General features: G+C 32.3%; 15 protein-coding genes and 1 pseudogene. 9 read left to right on the top strand and 7 right to left on the bottom strand.

The window, feature by feature from the left end; all coding sequences use genetic code 11:
• Positions 1-208 precede the first annotated feature (208 nt).
• Complete coding sequence (lpxC, locus tag ACQH1W_RS06725; protein ID WP_341761145.1) at positions 209-1,069, top strand: UDP-3-O-acyl-N-acetylglucosamine deacetylase; 861 nt, start codon at positions 209-211, stop codon at positions 1,067-1,069.
• A gap of 88 nt (positions 1,070-1,157) precedes the next feature.
• Here the strand turns inward: lpxC and ACQH1W_RS06720 are convergent, their stop codons facing one another.
• A complete protein-coding gene (locus ACQH1W_RS06720; protein ID WP_341761146.1) occupies positions 1,158-1,349 on the bottom strand; it encodes a hypothetical protein in 192 nt (63 codons plus the stop codon).
• Positions 1,350-1,509: 160 nt separating this feature from the next.
• Here ACQH1W_RS06720 and ACQH1W_RS06715 point away from each other — a divergent pair, with 160 nt between their 5' ends.
• Both ACQH1W_RS06715 and ACQH1W_RS06710 read left to right on the top strand, forming a co-directional pair.
• Positions 1,510-1,770 carry an Rpn family recombination-promoting nuclease/putative transposase gene (locus ACQH1W_RS06715; protein WP_341762742.1) on the top strand — a complete coding sequence of 87 codons (261 nt, stop codon included), beginning with the start codon at positions 1,510-1,512 and terminating at the stop codon, positions 1,768-1,770.
• Positions 1,771-2,463: 693 nt separating this feature from the next.
• Positions 2,464-3,414, top strand: coding sequence for an IS110 family transposase (locus ACQH1W_RS06710; protein ID WP_425360965.1), 951 nt, complete (start codon positions 2,464-2,466; stop codon positions 3,412-3,414).
• A gap of 60 nt (positions 3,415-3,474) precedes the next feature.
• Here ACQH1W_RS06710 and ACQH1W_RS06705 read toward each other — a convergent pair whose 3' ends face one another.
• Entirely contained in the window at positions 3,475-4,137 is a 663-nt protein-coding gene (locus tag ACQH1W_RS06705) for an IS5 family transposase (RefSeq protein WP_341762741.1), read from the bottom strand.
• 131 nt (positions 4,138-4,268) lie between these two features.
• Positions 4,269-5,219: an IS110 family transposase gene (locus ACQH1W_RS06700; protein WP_375332568.1), complete on the bottom strand. Its 951-nt coding sequence runs from the start codon at positions 5,217-5,219 to the stop codon at positions 4,269-4,271.
• 231 nt (positions 5,220-5,450) lie between these two features.
• Between ACQH1W_RS06700 and ACQH1W_RS06695 the strand changes: the two genes are divergently transcribed.
• Positions 5,451-6,032, top strand: a complete 582-nt coding sequence (locus ACQH1W_RS06695; RefSeq protein WP_341762739.1) for a reverse transcriptase N-terminal domain-containing protein — start codon at positions 5,451-5,453, stop codon at positions 6,030-6,032.
• Here the strand turns inward: ACQH1W_RS06695 and ACQH1W_RS06690 are convergent.
• A complete protein-coding gene (locus tag ACQH1W_RS06690; protein WP_341762738.1) occupies positions 6,029-6,340 on the bottom strand; it encodes a hypothetical protein in 312 nt (103 codons plus the stop codon). The genes ACQH1W_RS06695 and ACQH1W_RS06690 overlap by 4 nt on opposite strands.
• Before the next feature lie 1,062 nt (positions 6,341-7,402).
• Here ACQH1W_RS06690 and ACQH1W_RS06685 point away from each other — a divergent pair.
• Complete coding sequence (locus ACQH1W_RS06685; RefSeq protein WP_341761750.1) at positions 7,403-7,861, top strand: nucleotidyltransferase substrate binding protein; 459 nt, start codon at positions 7,403-7,405, stop codon at positions 7,859-7,861.
• Positions 7,842-8,177, top strand: a complete 336-nt coding sequence (locus tag ACQH1W_RS06680) for a nucleotidyltransferase family protein (RefSeq protein WP_341762737.1) — start codon at positions 7,842-7,844, stop codon at positions 8,175-8,177. Before ACQH1W_RS06685 ends, ACQH1W_RS06680 begins: the two co-directional genes overlap by 20 nt.
• Here ACQH1W_RS06680 and ACQH1W_RS06675 read toward each other — a convergent pair.
• Entirely contained in the window at positions 8,149-8,313 is a 165-nt protein-coding gene (locus ACQH1W_RS06675; protein ID WP_375332696.1) for a palindromic element RPE1 domain-containing protein, read from the bottom strand. The genes ACQH1W_RS06680 and ACQH1W_RS06675 overlap by 29 nt on opposite strands.
• Positions 8,314-8,492: 179 nt before the next feature.
• Between ACQH1W_RS06675 and hemW the strand changes: the two genes are divergently transcribed.
• On the top strand, positions 8,493-9,689 hold the full coding sequence (hemW, locus tag ACQH1W_RS06670) for a radical SAM family heme chaperone HemW (RefSeq protein ID WP_425361023.1): 1,197 nt from the start codon (positions 8,493-8,495) through the stop codon (positions 9,687-9,689).
• Positions 9,690-10,639: 950 nt separating this feature from the next.
• On the top strand, positions 10,640-12,040 hold the full coding sequence (locus ACQH1W_RS06665) for a tyrosine-type recombinase/integrase (RefSeq protein ID WP_375332698.1): 1,401 nt from the start codon (positions 10,640-10,642) through the stop codon (positions 12,038-12,040).
• A gap of 52 nt (positions 12,041-12,092) precedes the next feature.
• Here ACQH1W_RS06665 and ACQH1W_RS06660 read toward each other — a convergent pair.
• A pseudogene (locus tag ACQH1W_RS06660) lies at positions 12,093-12,925 on the bottom strand (DNA adenine methylase).
• A 498-nt stretch (positions 12,926-13,423) separates the two neighbouring features.
• Between ACQH1W_RS06660 and ACQH1W_RS06655 the strand changes: the two are divergent.
• Complete coding sequence (locus ACQH1W_RS06655) at positions 13,424-13,729, top strand: hypothetical protein (RefSeq protein ID WP_375332699.1); 306 nt, start codon at positions 13,424-13,426, stop codon at positions 13,727-13,729.
• Here the strand turns inward: ACQH1W_RS06655 and ACQH1W_RS06650 are convergent.
• Positions 13,694-14,635 carry an IS110 family transposase gene (locus ACQH1W_RS06650; RefSeq protein WP_375332700.1) on the bottom strand — a complete coding sequence of 314 codons (942 nt, stop codon included), beginning with the start codon at positions 14,633-14,635 and terminating at the stop codon, positions 13,694-13,696. The genes ACQH1W_RS06655 and ACQH1W_RS06650 overlap by 36 nt on opposite strands.
• Positions 14,636-14,663: the final 28 nt, after the last annotated feature.

Raw genomic sequence — 14,663 nt, 5'->3', positions numbered from 1 at the left:
TATATTAAAGCCAATTCGGGATAAGAATTAACTAATTCTTATCCCGAATTCGCGTTACTATCATGATTTTGATTCTATCGTCTATCAACTCTTCATTTACGAGCAGTATATAGATTGATGAAATATTTTGTAACATAATGTAACTTGCATGTAGTTGTTTAAGGCATTAAAATAAGTTGAATTTCTAAAATGTTAGTAAAATTAACCAATGCAAGTATCAATACTAAACCCAGTAAGTTGTTATGGTGTGGGCGTTCATTCCGGTAACATTACTCAGATGACTTTAAGACCAGCTGTAGAAAATACCGGTATTGTTTTTGTCAGAACTGATGTAAGGCAAGAGATAAATTTTATTCAAGCTAGTTGTTTAAATGTTTCAGAAACTTCTTTATCTACTACCATAAAAAATGAACATCATATTTATGTTTCAACTATAGAACATTTAATGGCAGCTCTTTGGGGATGTGGAATCGATAATTTAATAATTGAAATCGATGGTCCTGAAGTCCCGATAATGGATGGTAGCAGTAAACCATTCGTCTTTATGATAGAATGTGCTGGTAGACAATTACAAAATACTCCAAAGAAATACCTAAAAATCTTAAAAGAAATTAGGGCAATTCACAAAGATTGCGAGTTAGTAGCTAGCCCTGCTCATAGCATGACGGTTGATATAACAATAGATTTTGCTAGTAAGGCTATTGGCAAGCAAAATTTAGTCTTCTCAGAGAATGAGTCTTTCAAAAATAACATTGCTGATGCTAGAACTTTTGGATTTATCCATGAACTTGAATATTTAAAAAGTAAGGGCTTAGCACGTGGTGCATCTCTCGATAACGCTATAGGTATAGATCAAGATATTATAATGAACCACGATGGACTAAGATATACTGATGAATTCGTGCGTCACAAACTTCTCGACCTGTTTGGAGATTTATATACTACAGGAGGTCATCTAATAGCTGATATCACGGGTTATAAAACTAGTCATGCTCTTAATAACCAATTCTTACGACAAGTATTTAGTGATCGCAGCTTCTATCAATGGGTTAGTGCTAGAGAAATTTAGGTTATTTTTTACCCAAAAACTTGAAAATTGGTTTACCAACTCTTCAAGTTTTTGCAGTATACTCGAATAATTTAAAGAGGGGGTATTTCTATTTATAATGCTCGTAAATGAAGAGTTGATAGACGATAGAATCAAAATCATAATAGTAGCAGGAATTACCAAGTCGAGGAGTGGAGCGTACATTTAGTACGTTAGCACCGCTAGAATCTTGGATAATGACAACGCAATTCTTGATAATATCGGCTATTTTACGTAAATCGTTAGTATCTTGAAATTGCATATTTGAAGTTGTAGTAAATTTGTTTTTGAAATAATATTATGATAGAAAAATAAGCTTGTCAATTAATAGCAAATCATTTATTGAATAAGTAATAGGCAATTATACCTATTGAGAGTAACCCTGCCTATTCTTTTTGCTCTTTAGCTAGGCTTCTTTATTATTGATCACAAAGACCACAAAGAAGTCCAAAAAGTCAAAGAAGCCGAAGTATGATGAAATTGTTAAAGTAGCAATGGAAAATCCTATGGTAGCTTATGATTTTCTTAAAACTCATTTGCCTAAGGATGTGCTGGCTATAATTGATACGTCTACGTTAAAAATAGAAAACGCAAGCTTTATTGAACCAAGGCTTACTCGTAGTAGCTCGGATGTATTATTTTCGGCTAAATTTAATGATCAGGATGTTATATTTTCACATTGATAGAACATGTGCGACATGAAGTTGCACAAAAGAATATGCATAAATATGCATTAGGACAGCATCGAAATCCTATTGTCACGCCTTTGGTGCAAATCGGGTAACTAATTTGTGCTAAGCAAGGGCGAAAGCCGAACCAAAGTATTTAGTTGGAAAAAAAATGGAGGCAAGACAAAATCAAAATAGGTTGAACGCAAGTGAATCTTTGATTTAAAATACCGTAGCGAGTGAAGTATAAAACCAACTGTTACATATTAATGGGGTAATTTTAGATAATAAATGCTGAAAAGATAATGTTCTCTTTTCAGGAAGATGCCATTCCCCCGGTATAGAGAAGGCAACCTACTCGATGTATTTCTTTTGTGTGGAACATGGTAAACCTAATAATGTATTGAGAATATATATTTAGTGGGCAAAAGATGGTTTAAAAAGCGAATGTCACCAACTGAAAGGTAACAGGAATAAATAACTGGGTGGATATGCTTAATGTAAGCTAATTCGAAAGGGTGCTGACTTAAACTAGGTTCTTATATCTTTAAATTATGATATAAGTAATTGTAAGAGGGTGACTTGATAGGTTCTTGATTGAAATAATCGTGCACAGAATAAGTACCCTCTTACAAGGTTTGCTTTGAACAAATTGCAGAAGGTGCTGGAAGCAGCAGCCTTGCACAATAAGATGAAGGAGATTATATCATGAGTAAAATAATAGGTCTAGATGTAAGTAAAAAATGGTTAGATATATGTTTATATGAGTCTAACAATAAACCGATATATAATCGTTTTTCCAATGATAAGTTAGGGCATGAAGAACTGATAAAATTAATAAAAGAGCAAGAAATTAAGATAATAGTATGTGAGCCTACTGGAGGTTATGAAGCAGAGATTTGCCAAGAATTGTATAATAATAAGCAACAAATACATAAGGTCAATACCTATAGTTTTAATTCATTTAGTAAATCGGTGAATTTGTGTAAAACTGATAAGAAGGACGCATTTAAATTAGCATATTATGGCGATAAGATGCAACTTACAGCTAATTATTTATATCAAGTTGAATCAGAGACTTTGAAGAGATATCAGCAAAGGCGAGAAGATTTAGTATTAATGCTTAGCAATGAAAAGAAGAGGCTACATCATAGTATTGATGGCATTGATAAAGAGAGTATAGAAAAACTCATTAAATTTTTACAGAATGAAATAGCTGAGCTTGATAAGAAATTAAATGAGGTAATAGATGAATCAGAAGAGTTGAAAGAGAAGGTAAAAATATTAGAGAGTGTGCCTGGTATTGGTAAATGCGTAGCTAAAAAACTAATTAGTTTTTTACCTGAATTAGGAAATAAAAATTATAGTAGTAACGAATTGTCAGCAATTGTGGGGATAGCTCCTTATGCTCGTGATAGTGGTAATAAGCAAGGACGAAGATTTATTAGAGGTGGCAGGAAAATACCACGAGATGCTTTATACATGGTGGTATTGGCGGGGAAAAATGGTGTCAAAAATAGTTTTCAATATTTAAAAGCTTTATATGATAGGCTTGTTAACAATTTTAAACCTAAAAAGGTTGCTATAGTTGCGTGCATGCGTAAACTACTTGAAGTGTGCCATAAACTTATTCAACAAAAACGTTGTTTTGTTATTTAGATAAATATTTTTTATTTTTTTGAAAATTTAGATAAAAGATAATTGCTGTTGACAAAAATTTTAACGTAACCATATTAAAGTTCCAACGAAATTTAGAAAAGCTAAAAAAGTGGCTGGAGCTTTATCAAATCTAGAAAATATATGCCTAAAATGTTTGATTTTACCAAATAAGCACTCAATTAAATGTCGTTCCTTATAAGTATGTTTATCATATTCACGTTGTACTTTACGGTTAGATTTTGGTGGTATAATAATCTCACACCCCTTATTTTCTAAACTTTCTACAAATGCACTACTATCGTATCCTTTATCGGCTATCACAGTCGTATTCTGAACATCTTGAGTAAGATTTCTCGCTTGAGTTATATCATTTCTTTGCCCAGCAGTTAGTATAAACTTTAATGGATTACCAAGGGCATCAACAAGGGCATGAATTTTAGTACTAAAACCACCTCTGCTTCTACCTAAAGCTGCTTCTTCTTGATTACCTTTGATATATCCAGATGAGCAAGCATGTGCTCTTATAATAGTTGTATCAATCATAATCAATTCCATATCTGCATCTACTTTAACATAATCCATTAAAGCATCCCATATACCTTTATCAACCCATCTCTTAAATCTGCGATAAATACTGTACCAACAACCATAATCGTCAGGTAGAAGACACCATTGACAACCTGTTCTAACAATAAACCATATTGCTTCAATAAACTGTCTCATTTTTTCTTCATTCTTGTTGTGTATACCATTTCTTCTTACTATGGCAACTTTCTTTCCTCTTTCCTAACTATAATTTTTGTCAACAGCAATTATCTTTTATCTAAATTTTCAAAAAAATAAAAAATATTTATCTAAATAACAAAACAACGTTTTTGTTGAATAAGTTTATGGCACACTTCAAGTAGTTTACGCATGCACGCAACTATAGCAACCTTTTTAGGTTTAAAATTGTTAACAAGCCTATCATATAAAGCTTTTAAATATTGAAAACTATTTTTGACACCATTTTTCCCCGCCAATACCGCCATGTATAAAGCATCTCGTGGTATTTTCCTGCCACTTCTAATAAATCTTCGTCCTTGCTTATTACCACTATCACGAGCATAAGGAGCTATCCCCACAATTGCTGACAATTCGTTACTACTATAATTTTTATTTCCTAATTCAGGTAAAAAACTAATTAGTTTTTTAGCTACGCATTTACCAATACCAGGCACACTCTCTAATATTTTTACCTTCTCTTTCAACTCTTCTGATTCATCTATTACCTCATTTAATTTCTTATCAAGCTCAGCTATTTCATTCTGTAAAAATTTAATGAGTTTTTCTATACTCTCTTTATCAATGCCATCAATACTATGATGTAGCCTCTTCTTTTCATTGCTAAGCATTAATACTAAATCTTCTCGCCTTTGCTGACATCTCTTCAAAGTCTCTGATTCAACTTGATATAAATAATTAGCTGTAAGTTGCATCTTATCGCCATAATATGCTAATTTAAATGCGTCCTTCTTATCAGTTTTACACAAATTCACCGATTTACTAAATGAATTAAAACTATAGGTATTGACCTTATGTATCTGTTGCTTATTATTATACAATTCTTGGCAAATCTCTGCTTCATAACCTCCAGTAGGCTCACATACTATTATCTTAATTTCTTGCTCTTTTATTAATTTTATCAGTTCTTCATGCCCTAACTTATCATTGGAAAAACGATTATATATCGGTTTATTGTTAGACTCATATAAACATATATCTAACCATTTTTTACTTACATCTAGACCTATTATTTTACTCATGATATAATCTCGTTCATCTTATTGTGCAAGGCTGCTGCTTCCAGCACCTTCTGCAATTTGTTCAAAGCAAACCTTGTAAGAGGGTACTTATTCTGTGCACGATTATTTCAATCAAGAACCTATCAAGTCACCCTCTTACAATTACTTATATCATAATTTAAAGATATAAGAACCTAGGTGATCCTACGATAAAATTTTGTTAAAGAGAGCTAATTGTTATGGAAAAGTTAGATGCTTAAGAAGGCAAATGTAACACAACAAAATCAAGATTTTGAATGGAATTCCATAAAATGGAAAGAAGTCAATAACATGGTTAACAATCTTAGACAACGTTTATATCGTGCTACTGAAGAAGGAGACTTAAAGAAAGTGCGTAATTTACAAAAGTTGATATTACGATCACACTCTAATAAATTACAAGCTATCAGGAAAGTAACCTTACAAAACTCCGGCAAAAATACTCCCGGTATAGATGGATTTGTGGCAATTTCAAATAAGGAAAGGAAATTATTGTATAATAAACTTTCCCAAGAGAAAGAACCGCAATCTCAAGCTGTTAAGAGAGTATATATTTCTAAAGAGAATGGCAAAGAACGCCCTCTTGGACTACCTACAATAGCTGACCGTTGTAGACAATCTATTGTTAAGACTGCACTTGAACCTTATTGGGAAGTAAAATTTGAAGGCTCTAGTTATGGTTTCAGACCTAGTCGCGGAACTCATGACGCAATACAGAAAATCTTTTGTATTACAAGAAGTGGTTCAAATAGACCATGGATTTTAGATGCTGACATTAAAGGAGCTTTTGATTAGGCATGTTGATACTCCTTTCTAAAATCCACATCATAAAGGTGAGCATTTTTTAACTGATTAAATAATTTAATTGTGTCATAATGGTCGGGGAACAAGTAAGCGTTTGTTTCAGTATTTTTAGATACTTTAATTCGACCATTATGAATCCTATCATAAATCCAGTGTCTATCTACAGCTATTTTTTGGGTGACTTGAGTTACAGATAAAAATCCTTCTTTGCGTAATTGATGAGATTGTGATTCTTTTTGTAATAGCCGGTGCTTGAGACGAATAGTTTGTACCGTGCCGGGTATTACATAGGGTTTCATAGGTGAACGATAACCTTTAGCAGTTAATTGTTGAGCAATAGATTCATCATTTATACCTTTCTGACTTAGGGCGATTATTTTTTCTCTATTTCTTGTGACGATGATAATTCTTTAAAAGAACCTACACGAACATTAATTGACGTTGTTGTTGTATCACCACCTTTCCATACAATCCGTACAGATATAGTATCACGTTTTTGACGATGAACAACAACTTTATCAATAAGGCAGCGTAAAAATTCTTTACGTTGTTTGTGAGATAATTCTTGCTTACTCCATATGGTGGGTAATTGTTTGCCAATATCTCTAGATTAAATTGTGCTTCAGCTAATTTAGCTTGATAACTCAAACGTTCTAATTTTTGTTGCTGAGCTTTAAGCACCGACTGGGTCTCAATATCCTTATCCTTTAAAGAGGCTTCATAAGCATTTAATTCTATCGGTGAGAGTGCCTCAAAAAAAGTTTTAATTACATATTCATCAATTGAATCCGCGGCTCATCTTCGAGACGAAAAAGTGCTTGAAACGTCTAAAGAATCAGGTTCGCAGTGGTTTTGGTATGAAGTTTGTAGTCATGTAAACATCACTTTTCTACTTGACATACTAAAAATTAGTCAACATAATGCTTCTTATGTGTATTACCATTGTTTTGTTTCAAATAAAAACTCTTGTCATTAAAGTACACTTTTATCAGTATTTCTTTATTATAAAATTCCACAGGTGAAAAAATGTAGTCAGTAACGAGAATTTAATTCTACACTCCACTCGTCGCATAATACTCACGTTCTATAGCATAATTTCTGCTCATATTTATCTCGAAGATGAGCCGCGGACAAAAATTGACAGATTGGGGTACGATATTGGCTTCTGAGATAGTTATACTGATTATCTTTCAAAATAGAATTAACATGGTATCATGGTATAATTTAGTATTAGGTCTATCATTAGTTGGAATTAAATTATTAATTCTATTTTGAAAGATAATCAGTATTACTATACATTTTCTTCGATCGATTTCTAAAGAAAATAATGTATAATGAAAATTATTAAGAAATGAACTAACATGACCACATTTACTAGTATAAAAACTCCTCGCTGGCTATATCGTTTTGATAATTTTAAACGTGCTTTTGCTTTGCTACGTGAGGCGATGTACACAATGCGAGAACGCAAAATAAGTCAATTAGAGATGGAAGGAGTAGTGCAGCGTTTTGAATATACGTGGGAATTGACATGGAACGTACTTAAAGACTACCTAGAATATAAGGGGGTGATACTATCAACCATTACCCCAGCTACCGTACTTAAGGCAGCTATTGTCGCTAATTTGATTAAGAATGGTGAAGTATGGATGAATGCTTTAGATTCCCGTAATAAGATGTCACATACCTACGATTTCAAACAATTTGAACAGATTATTATAAATATTGAAAAGGATTATTATCCTGAATTGGAGAACATGTATTTGGTGATGCTGAAATTTGCAGAAGAAGAGATGGTAGATGAAAGTAAACATATCTAATCATGGATTAAGTACGGAACAGTTAAACATACTGCGTAATATTTTGTTGCCCTTCTCAAAACAAATTGAGAGAGTTGGTTTGTTTGGTTCGCGTGCTACTGGTTCTTATCGTCCTAATTCTGATATTGATATAGTTATTTATGGTTCGCTTGATGAAAAAACCCTTGATCGTATATTTACTTTACTTAATGACAGTAACTTACCGGTTAAAGTAGATGTACAATCTTATGATCTGATCACCTATCCACCTCTCAAAGAACATATCGATGCTAACATGCTACTATTGTTTACGCATGACCAATTTGAAGAGATATAATAGACCTCTTTTGAAACTCTACTTCTGCTGGTGATTTGTACGTGATACCGGTACTCTGCTCCTCACGTACATTAGAGTACGCTGCGGGTCGAGGTTCCGCGTCTCCTTCACACCCTTGCGCATAAGCGAGTTTCAAAAGAGGTCTAATAAAGGGGTTGGAAGTAGTGATATAGTCAATTCAGGAGGATTGGGTAGCAGGAGCGATGGAGCGACGCCTATATGTAATAGGCGAGCGAACGAAGACGACGCTACCGACTTCTCATCAATTGACTATAGTAAAAGATGAGCTTAAGTAATGTTCAACTAAGCATAAACATGAAAAATCCTTTATCGATATATATACACTGGCCGTTTTGCTTGTCAAAATGTCCATATTGTGATTTTAATTCTCATGTTGTAGATAAAGTAGATCATGATACATGGTTGAAATGTTATGAACTAGAGCTTGATCATTTCAAGGATATTATAGGTCATAAATATATAAAATCTATTTTCTTTGGAGGTGGAACTCCATCTTTAATGAAGCCATTTGTTGTTGAAGGAATAATTAAAAAAATAGCAAATTTAGCAATAATAGATGAGCAAACAGAAATTACTTTAGAAGCAAATCCCACTTCATTTGAGACTGAAAAATTTAGGGACTTTAGATCAGCTGGAATAAACCGCGTGTCAATTGGCGTCCAGTCTCTAGTGGAAGATGACTTAAAGAGTTTAGGACGACAACATGATGTAGGGCAAGCAATCAAAGCTATTGAAATAGCTCGCCATCTTTTCCCTAGAATATCTTTTGACCTAATTTATGCAAGAAGTAACCAAACTCTAGAAAGTTGGCAAGATGAACTTACCAATGCCATGAAACTTGCCTCAGGTCATATCTCACTGTATCAACTGGTAATCGAAAAGGGTACGTTATTTTATAAATTGTTTAACGAGGGAAATCTGACTATACCAAACTCAGATCAAGCAGCTGACCATTATGAGTGGACTAACTGCTATTTAAAGTCTCAAGGATATCTTAGATATGAAATATCAAATTATGCTATATTAGGTCATGAATGTAAGCATAACTTGACATATTGGCAATATGACAATTATTTAGGTATAGGTCCGGGTAGCCACAGTAGGGTTAACATGTGTGATAGTAATTTTACATCTAATCTCTATAGTATCATGATGTGGCATAAACCAGAAAAATGGTTACAAGCTGTAGATAGTTTAGGATGTGGTATTCAGCAGATTAATAAACTTTCTATGCAAGAAATAATTGAAGAAATGTTGATGATGGGACTACGTCTTGAAAAGGGTATAACTATTGATAGTATACAGAAAAGAACTGGTAAACAATTATTTGAGATTTTAGATATGGGAAAGGCAACATACTATAAAGAGCTAGGTTTACTTAGGTGGGATGAGGGATTAGGTGATAAAGGTCATATTAATCTTACAAACAAAGGTCTAATGTTACATAGCTATATAGTGCCAAGGTTATTTAAAACCTTAGTTTTGGATTAAAATTTTTAATTTTAATCCAAAACTGGCTAGAATGTAGTAAAAATTTTGCACCATCGCAGTGGTGCTATTTTTGCTATTGTTTTGTACCATTGAAGCCCTAATACTCATAAGCTTTTCTCCTATAATTTTAATTAACATTTTAGCAATTATTTCGACTTAATATATTAGTCAATTTTTCGTGAAAATTGAGGAAAATCCCAAAAAAATCACTATAAAAATAGTGTTCTTATAATCATACTTTTAGTTGTACTATTATTATAATAGTCAACAAAAATAGGTTAATTTAAGTACTTAATTAATGTTAATGTTGCTATATAATTATATTAAATAATTATGTAACAATTTAGTTTATCTAGCCCCTGTGAACAAAATTTAAATTGTCTATATTTTGAGTATTTTTAAGCGAAAATTAATAAGATTTTTGCCATAATAGTTATCCTATTTCAAAAAAATCTTATAATTTGCAGCTAAAAAGTTAAAATAGAGTAATTTGAATTTTGTTCAGAGCCTAGATATATGACACCAGTTCATTTCATCTTCCTAAAAATACAATAACCAAAACTACCAAACTGAAAGTTCAGAACAGCAAAAATGTTAACCCTCGAAAACTATAATAACAATTTTACTGCCTGTTATTAGATTAACATTATTCTGAAGAGCCTAAAAAACTTTTTAATTTTATTAAAAAATCCCCTTTACTCTGCGGAAAAATAATTGTATTTATGCAAGACGATACTACGTGATGTAGTGTCAGCACCGAGGTTAGAAGACAATCTATCAAATTTTACTCTAACCTCAGTGTCTATTTTTCGCAAAACAAAAAACAGGATTTTACTCTATGCCCTCCTATATTAGAAATCAATAAAAAACTACTTAATTTAAATAAAAAATACCAATAACATCATCAGTGCAAACGCTATTGAAATTAATAATATAATTAAGGTAAGTATATGACAACTTTTGACTTAAATTTTACTCAACAAGCTGTAAGCAAAATTATTCTTTCTAAAACTAAAACAGATTTTTATAATGATACCAAAGAAAAGGGCTTGTATCTTATTGTGAACACAAGCAAGACTTTTTACTTACGTAAAACAGTAGAGAAGAAAGGTCGTTGTCGTGCAATTAGATTAGGTAAATTTCCTTATATGTCGGTAGCAGAGGCAAGAAATAAAGCTGCTGAACTAAAAAGACAGATAGCAAGAGGCATTAACCCTCTTGAAAAATTAGCTATTGCAAATAATCAAATAGATAATCAACCAGCCGAACTAACAAATAATCCAATAGATGATAAATTAACCAAATTAACCGTTAAAGAGTTTTTTGATAAACATTATATTGAAGAACACTGTAAACGTAGAAATAGAGGCTGGGAAAATGATATTGCTAGAATGAAACGATTAGGTAAAGATTATTATGACATGAAAATAGCTACTGTAACAAGGGCTGATATTCAGAAAACGTTTAATGATATTAGCAATAATAGAGGTCTATATAGTGCTAACGACTTTGTTAAGTTATTTAGTGCGATGTTCAATAGGGGTATTAAATGGGAAATGTTAGAGAAGAATCCAGCAAAGGATATTGAAAGAAATCCGGAAAATGTCAGAACACGATATATTGCAACCATAGAGGAATTGACAAAGTTTATTAAGACAGTTATTGCAGAATGTACTAGTATAACTGCAGATGCTATCTTAATGCTATTATTTACTGGAGCTAGGAGAAGTAATGTTTTATCTATGAAATGGCAGGATATTAATTTTGAAAACATGACATGGACTATACCAGCTAAGATTGCTAAAAATAATAAAACACAAAGAGTTCATTTAGTGAACTCTGCCCTAAGCATATTGACAAGAAGACAACAAGAAAATAATAATAAATCAGTATGGGTATTTCCAAGTAGCCATAAAGATAGTAAGAGTGGTCACATAGCAGTCCCACAGGAGGCTTGGCAGAAAATTTGTAAAGTAGCGGGTATTGACGACTTAAGGATACATGACTTAAGAAGAACACATGGTAGTTGGATGCGTAAAGCTGGAGCAAATAGAGAGATAATAGGTGAGGCTTTAGGTCATAAGGATCAAAGGTCAACAGAAGTATATGATATTATAGCTAAGGAGCAAGTTAGAGAGTTTCAGAACAAAGCTGCGATTCCATTCGACAAAATTCTGAAAGACACAGAATTTTTTACAGAAAATAAAGTAGCTCTGCCAAAAGAAACAAAAGAAATTACTGATAATGTTCAATTTAATAATATTATTGAGGCATTGCAAATACAGATTAAAGCACAGCAAAAAATGATTGAAGAATTGATGCAACAGATAAGAGATGTTAAATATACTTAAACGCAAGAGTAATGCTGAGTATATGTTGAGTAAACAGCATAGCTACTTAAGCTTATTCATAGTTAGTAATGATAAGCTCTTTGGCGATTTCTTTCTGTACATTTACTTTCTGTCCGGTTATGGTGTATTTAATGTCAACAGTATTTATGGTAAAATCTTGGTATATTTCTCGGATAAAGTCAGTATTACTATTAGAAATCATTAGTTTTACCCCTTTGCTAGTGAGTTCCTTGGCAAAATCTCTTAGCCTGACTTGTTCCTGTTCATTAAAGGGCAATCGAGTATAAAATTTCTCTCCAGCCTTATGATAAGGCGGATCAAAATAGACAAAATCATTTTCCTTAGGTTCGATAAATGAGAAATCAGTGACGTAAATTACGGTATCACTTAGAAAGCTACTGCATTGTTTTAGCCTTTTCTTAAAATGAGAAATACCATAGTTGTGAGTAGAAAAGTGCAAGCCAAGCTTGCCCTTTTTGTTGATACAATAAATACCATTGAAACAATATTTATTTAAATAAAGAAATCGAGCAGTGATGTTAGTAGGGTCATTGCTGTTATCATTGTTTAATTGTTTAGTACACTGTAATAATATTCTTTTGAGTGCTGTGCTTTGTGTTGGGACAATAAATCATTTACTGCTGTTGGATTCTTTTTTACCATATTATAGCTGGTAATTAATTCTAAATTAATATCAGATAAAAAACATTGTTTGAATCTATCTTTGATTTTAAAGAACAACGCCCCACCGCCAAGAAAAGGCTCGTAATAATTATTGAACGAGAGAGAAGTAGGAAGGCGGTCTATTAACTGATCGACAATTTTCCTCTTGCCGCCAACCCAATAGATGAATGGTTTGGGCTTAGTCGTGGTATTAGGCATAATATAATTGGTATTGCTTAGCTATGAAATAATCTTAACAATTGAACTAAATAGACAGTCTAAAAAATAAGTTGTCCATTGTATCATAAATACCACAAAACTACCACAAGAATTTGTGAGTATACTGAAATAAATTGAATAATTGGAAAGTAAAACAACATGTTGAGACTAAGCAAATAGTCTGCAATTTTGCCAAGTCAATTCTTGAGAAAAGAAGAGTATATATCAGCAACTAACTAAATTATGGCTCTCTTATCAGCTTTTTAGCCAGCAACCATAATGACAATTTTAGTTAATGTTACTAGATTGACACTATTCAAAAAAATTTTGAAAAAAATTACTAATAGTGAAAATTCCCCTTTACTCTGCGGAAAAATGATAGTATTTGTTAAGACGACGTTACAATAATGTAAATGTTAAGCACTAAGGTTAGAACTTAAATCACAAAATTTTCCTCTAACCTCAGTGTCTACTTTAACGAATAAAATAGGAGTTCATTGTATGACGAGGGATATTAAAAATCAACAAGAAAACAAATCTACCTGTAAAAAAAATATCAAAAAAAATGTTACCAGTGACAAAATCCCTGGAAGTAACGATGAAACAAATAATATCAGTAGTGACATTATTGTTAAGCTACAACAAGTCGAGAAAAATCTACAAGTAACTAATTTCATCTACCACAACTTCATAATCAATATATTGCTTAATAAAAAAACTTTCGGTATTACCATTTGGGACAAGGCTACAACACTCCTTGAATCTACCGTCTTAAAAGTCAAGAGTAAATTCTTTATTATTTTTTAACATGGCATTTAAACAAATAATAATTTTTCTCATTACCGCCACTAGAGCAATTTTTGCAGATTTACCAGCAGCAATAAGACGATTATAAACTAATTTTATTTTTTCGTTATATCTAACTGCAACTAAAGCCACCATGTACAGTGCCTTTTTGACAAAGAATCTGCCCCCATTAATGTGTGCCTTCCCTGTCATTTTACCACTTTGAAAAGTCCTAGGTGCTACCCCAACCAAATTTGCAATTTGCTTGTGATTAAACTTTCCAAGCTCTGGTAATTCTATCAACAATACACTAGCTGTCTTTTTACCAACACCCTTATAGCTGGTTAATAAATTACTCTTGGATTTTAAAACTGGATCATCATTTATTATTTGTTCAATATCTTTTCTAACTCCAACAAGTTGTTTTGTAGTAAAATCAATTTGGTTTTGAAGATAAACTTTTGCTTTACCTTTAGTATGATCAAGTCTGCATTTATTAGCATGTAAATAATTTTCTAGATTATGTTCCATGGAACGTAGCTCTTTCAAATGTTGCTCTTGCTCAGATATGAATTCATCACCTTTTTCTTCTTCAGCAACAAACTTAGCATAACTTTCTAGTAAGATAGCATCTAGTTTATCAGTTTTTGCAAAATGACCTTTAGCTTTTGCAAAAACATGTACTTTATTTGGGTGAGCTCTGTGTACAGGTACGCCATATTCTTGTAAAATACGCATGGTACTATTTTCATAACCTCCTGTAGATTCCAATACACATAGCACAACTTTGCAACCCATGATATATTTATTATAAAAGGTTGATAGAGCTTCCTTACTGTTAGCTATTTTATAGTGTTTACCTGCAATTGAAATATCAAGGGTTTCCTTAGAGACGTCTATTCCTATAAATATTTCTTTATTATTCATTTTTATTCTCTTTTCTAATATAATTACT

The sequence above is a fragment of the Candidatus Tisiphia endosymbiont of Stenodema calcarata genome, assembly GCF_964030695.1.
In the GTDB taxonomy this organism is placed as follows: domain Bacteria; phylum Pseudomonadota; class Alphaproteobacteria; order Rickettsiales; family Rickettsiaceae; genus Tisiphia.
Note: the sequence above shows the minus strand (reverse complement) of the source record. Positions and strands in the feature narration are given on the sequence as shown.

Excerpts from the sequence above, each read along its gene's own strand:
- lpxC (WP_341761145.1), top strand. The coding sequence starts at position 209 with ATGCAAGTATCAATACTAAACCCAGTAAGTTGTTATGGTGTGGGCGTT.
- ACQH1W_RS06720 (WP_341761146.1), bottom strand. The coding sequence starts at position 1,349 with ATGCAATTTCAAGATACTAACGATTTACGTAAAATAGCCGATATTATC.
- ACQH1W_RS06710 (WP_425360965.1), top strand. The coding sequence starts at position 2,464 with ATGAGTAAAATAATAGGTCTAGATGTAAGTAAAAAATGGTTAGATATA.
- ACQH1W_RS06705 (WP_341762741.1), bottom strand. The coding sequence starts at position 4,137 with ATGAGACAGTTTATTGAAGCAATATGGTTTATTGTTAGAACAGGTTGT.
- ACQH1W_RS06700 (WP_375332568.1), bottom strand. The coding sequence starts at position 5,219 with ATGAGTAAAATAATAGGTCTAGATGTAAGTAAAAAATGGTTAGATATA.
- ACQH1W_RS06695 (WP_341762739.1), top strand. The coding sequence starts at position 5,451 with ATGCTTAAGAAGGCAAATGTAACACAACAAAATCAAGATTTTGAATGG.
- ACQH1W_RS06690 (WP_341762738.1), bottom strand. The coding sequence starts at position 6,340 with ATGAAACCCTATGTAATACCCGGCACGGTACAAACTATTCGTCTCAAG.
- ACQH1W_RS06685 (WP_341761750.1), top strand. The coding sequence starts at position 7,403 with ATGACCACATTTACTAGTATAAAAACTCCTCGCTGGCTATATCGTTTT.
- ACQH1W_RS06680 (WP_341762737.1), top strand. The coding sequence starts at position 7,842 with ATGAAAGTAAACATATCTAATCATGGATTAAGTACGGAACAGTTAAAC.
- hemW (WP_425361023.1), top strand. The coding sequence starts at position 8,493 with ATGAAAAATCCTTTATCGATATATATACACTGGCCGTTTTGCTTGTCA.
- ACQH1W_RS06665 (WP_375332698.1), top strand. The coding sequence starts at position 10,640 with ATGACAACTTTTGACTTAAATTTTACTCAACAAGCTGTAAGCAAAATT.
- ACQH1W_RS06655 (WP_375332699.1), top strand. The coding sequence starts at position 13,424 with ATGACGAGGGATATTAAAAATCAACAAGAAAACAAATCTACCTGTAAA.
- ACQH1W_RS06650 (WP_375332700.1), bottom strand. The coding sequence starts at position 14,635 with ATGAATAATAAAGAAATATTTATAGGAATAGACGTCTCTAAGGAAACC.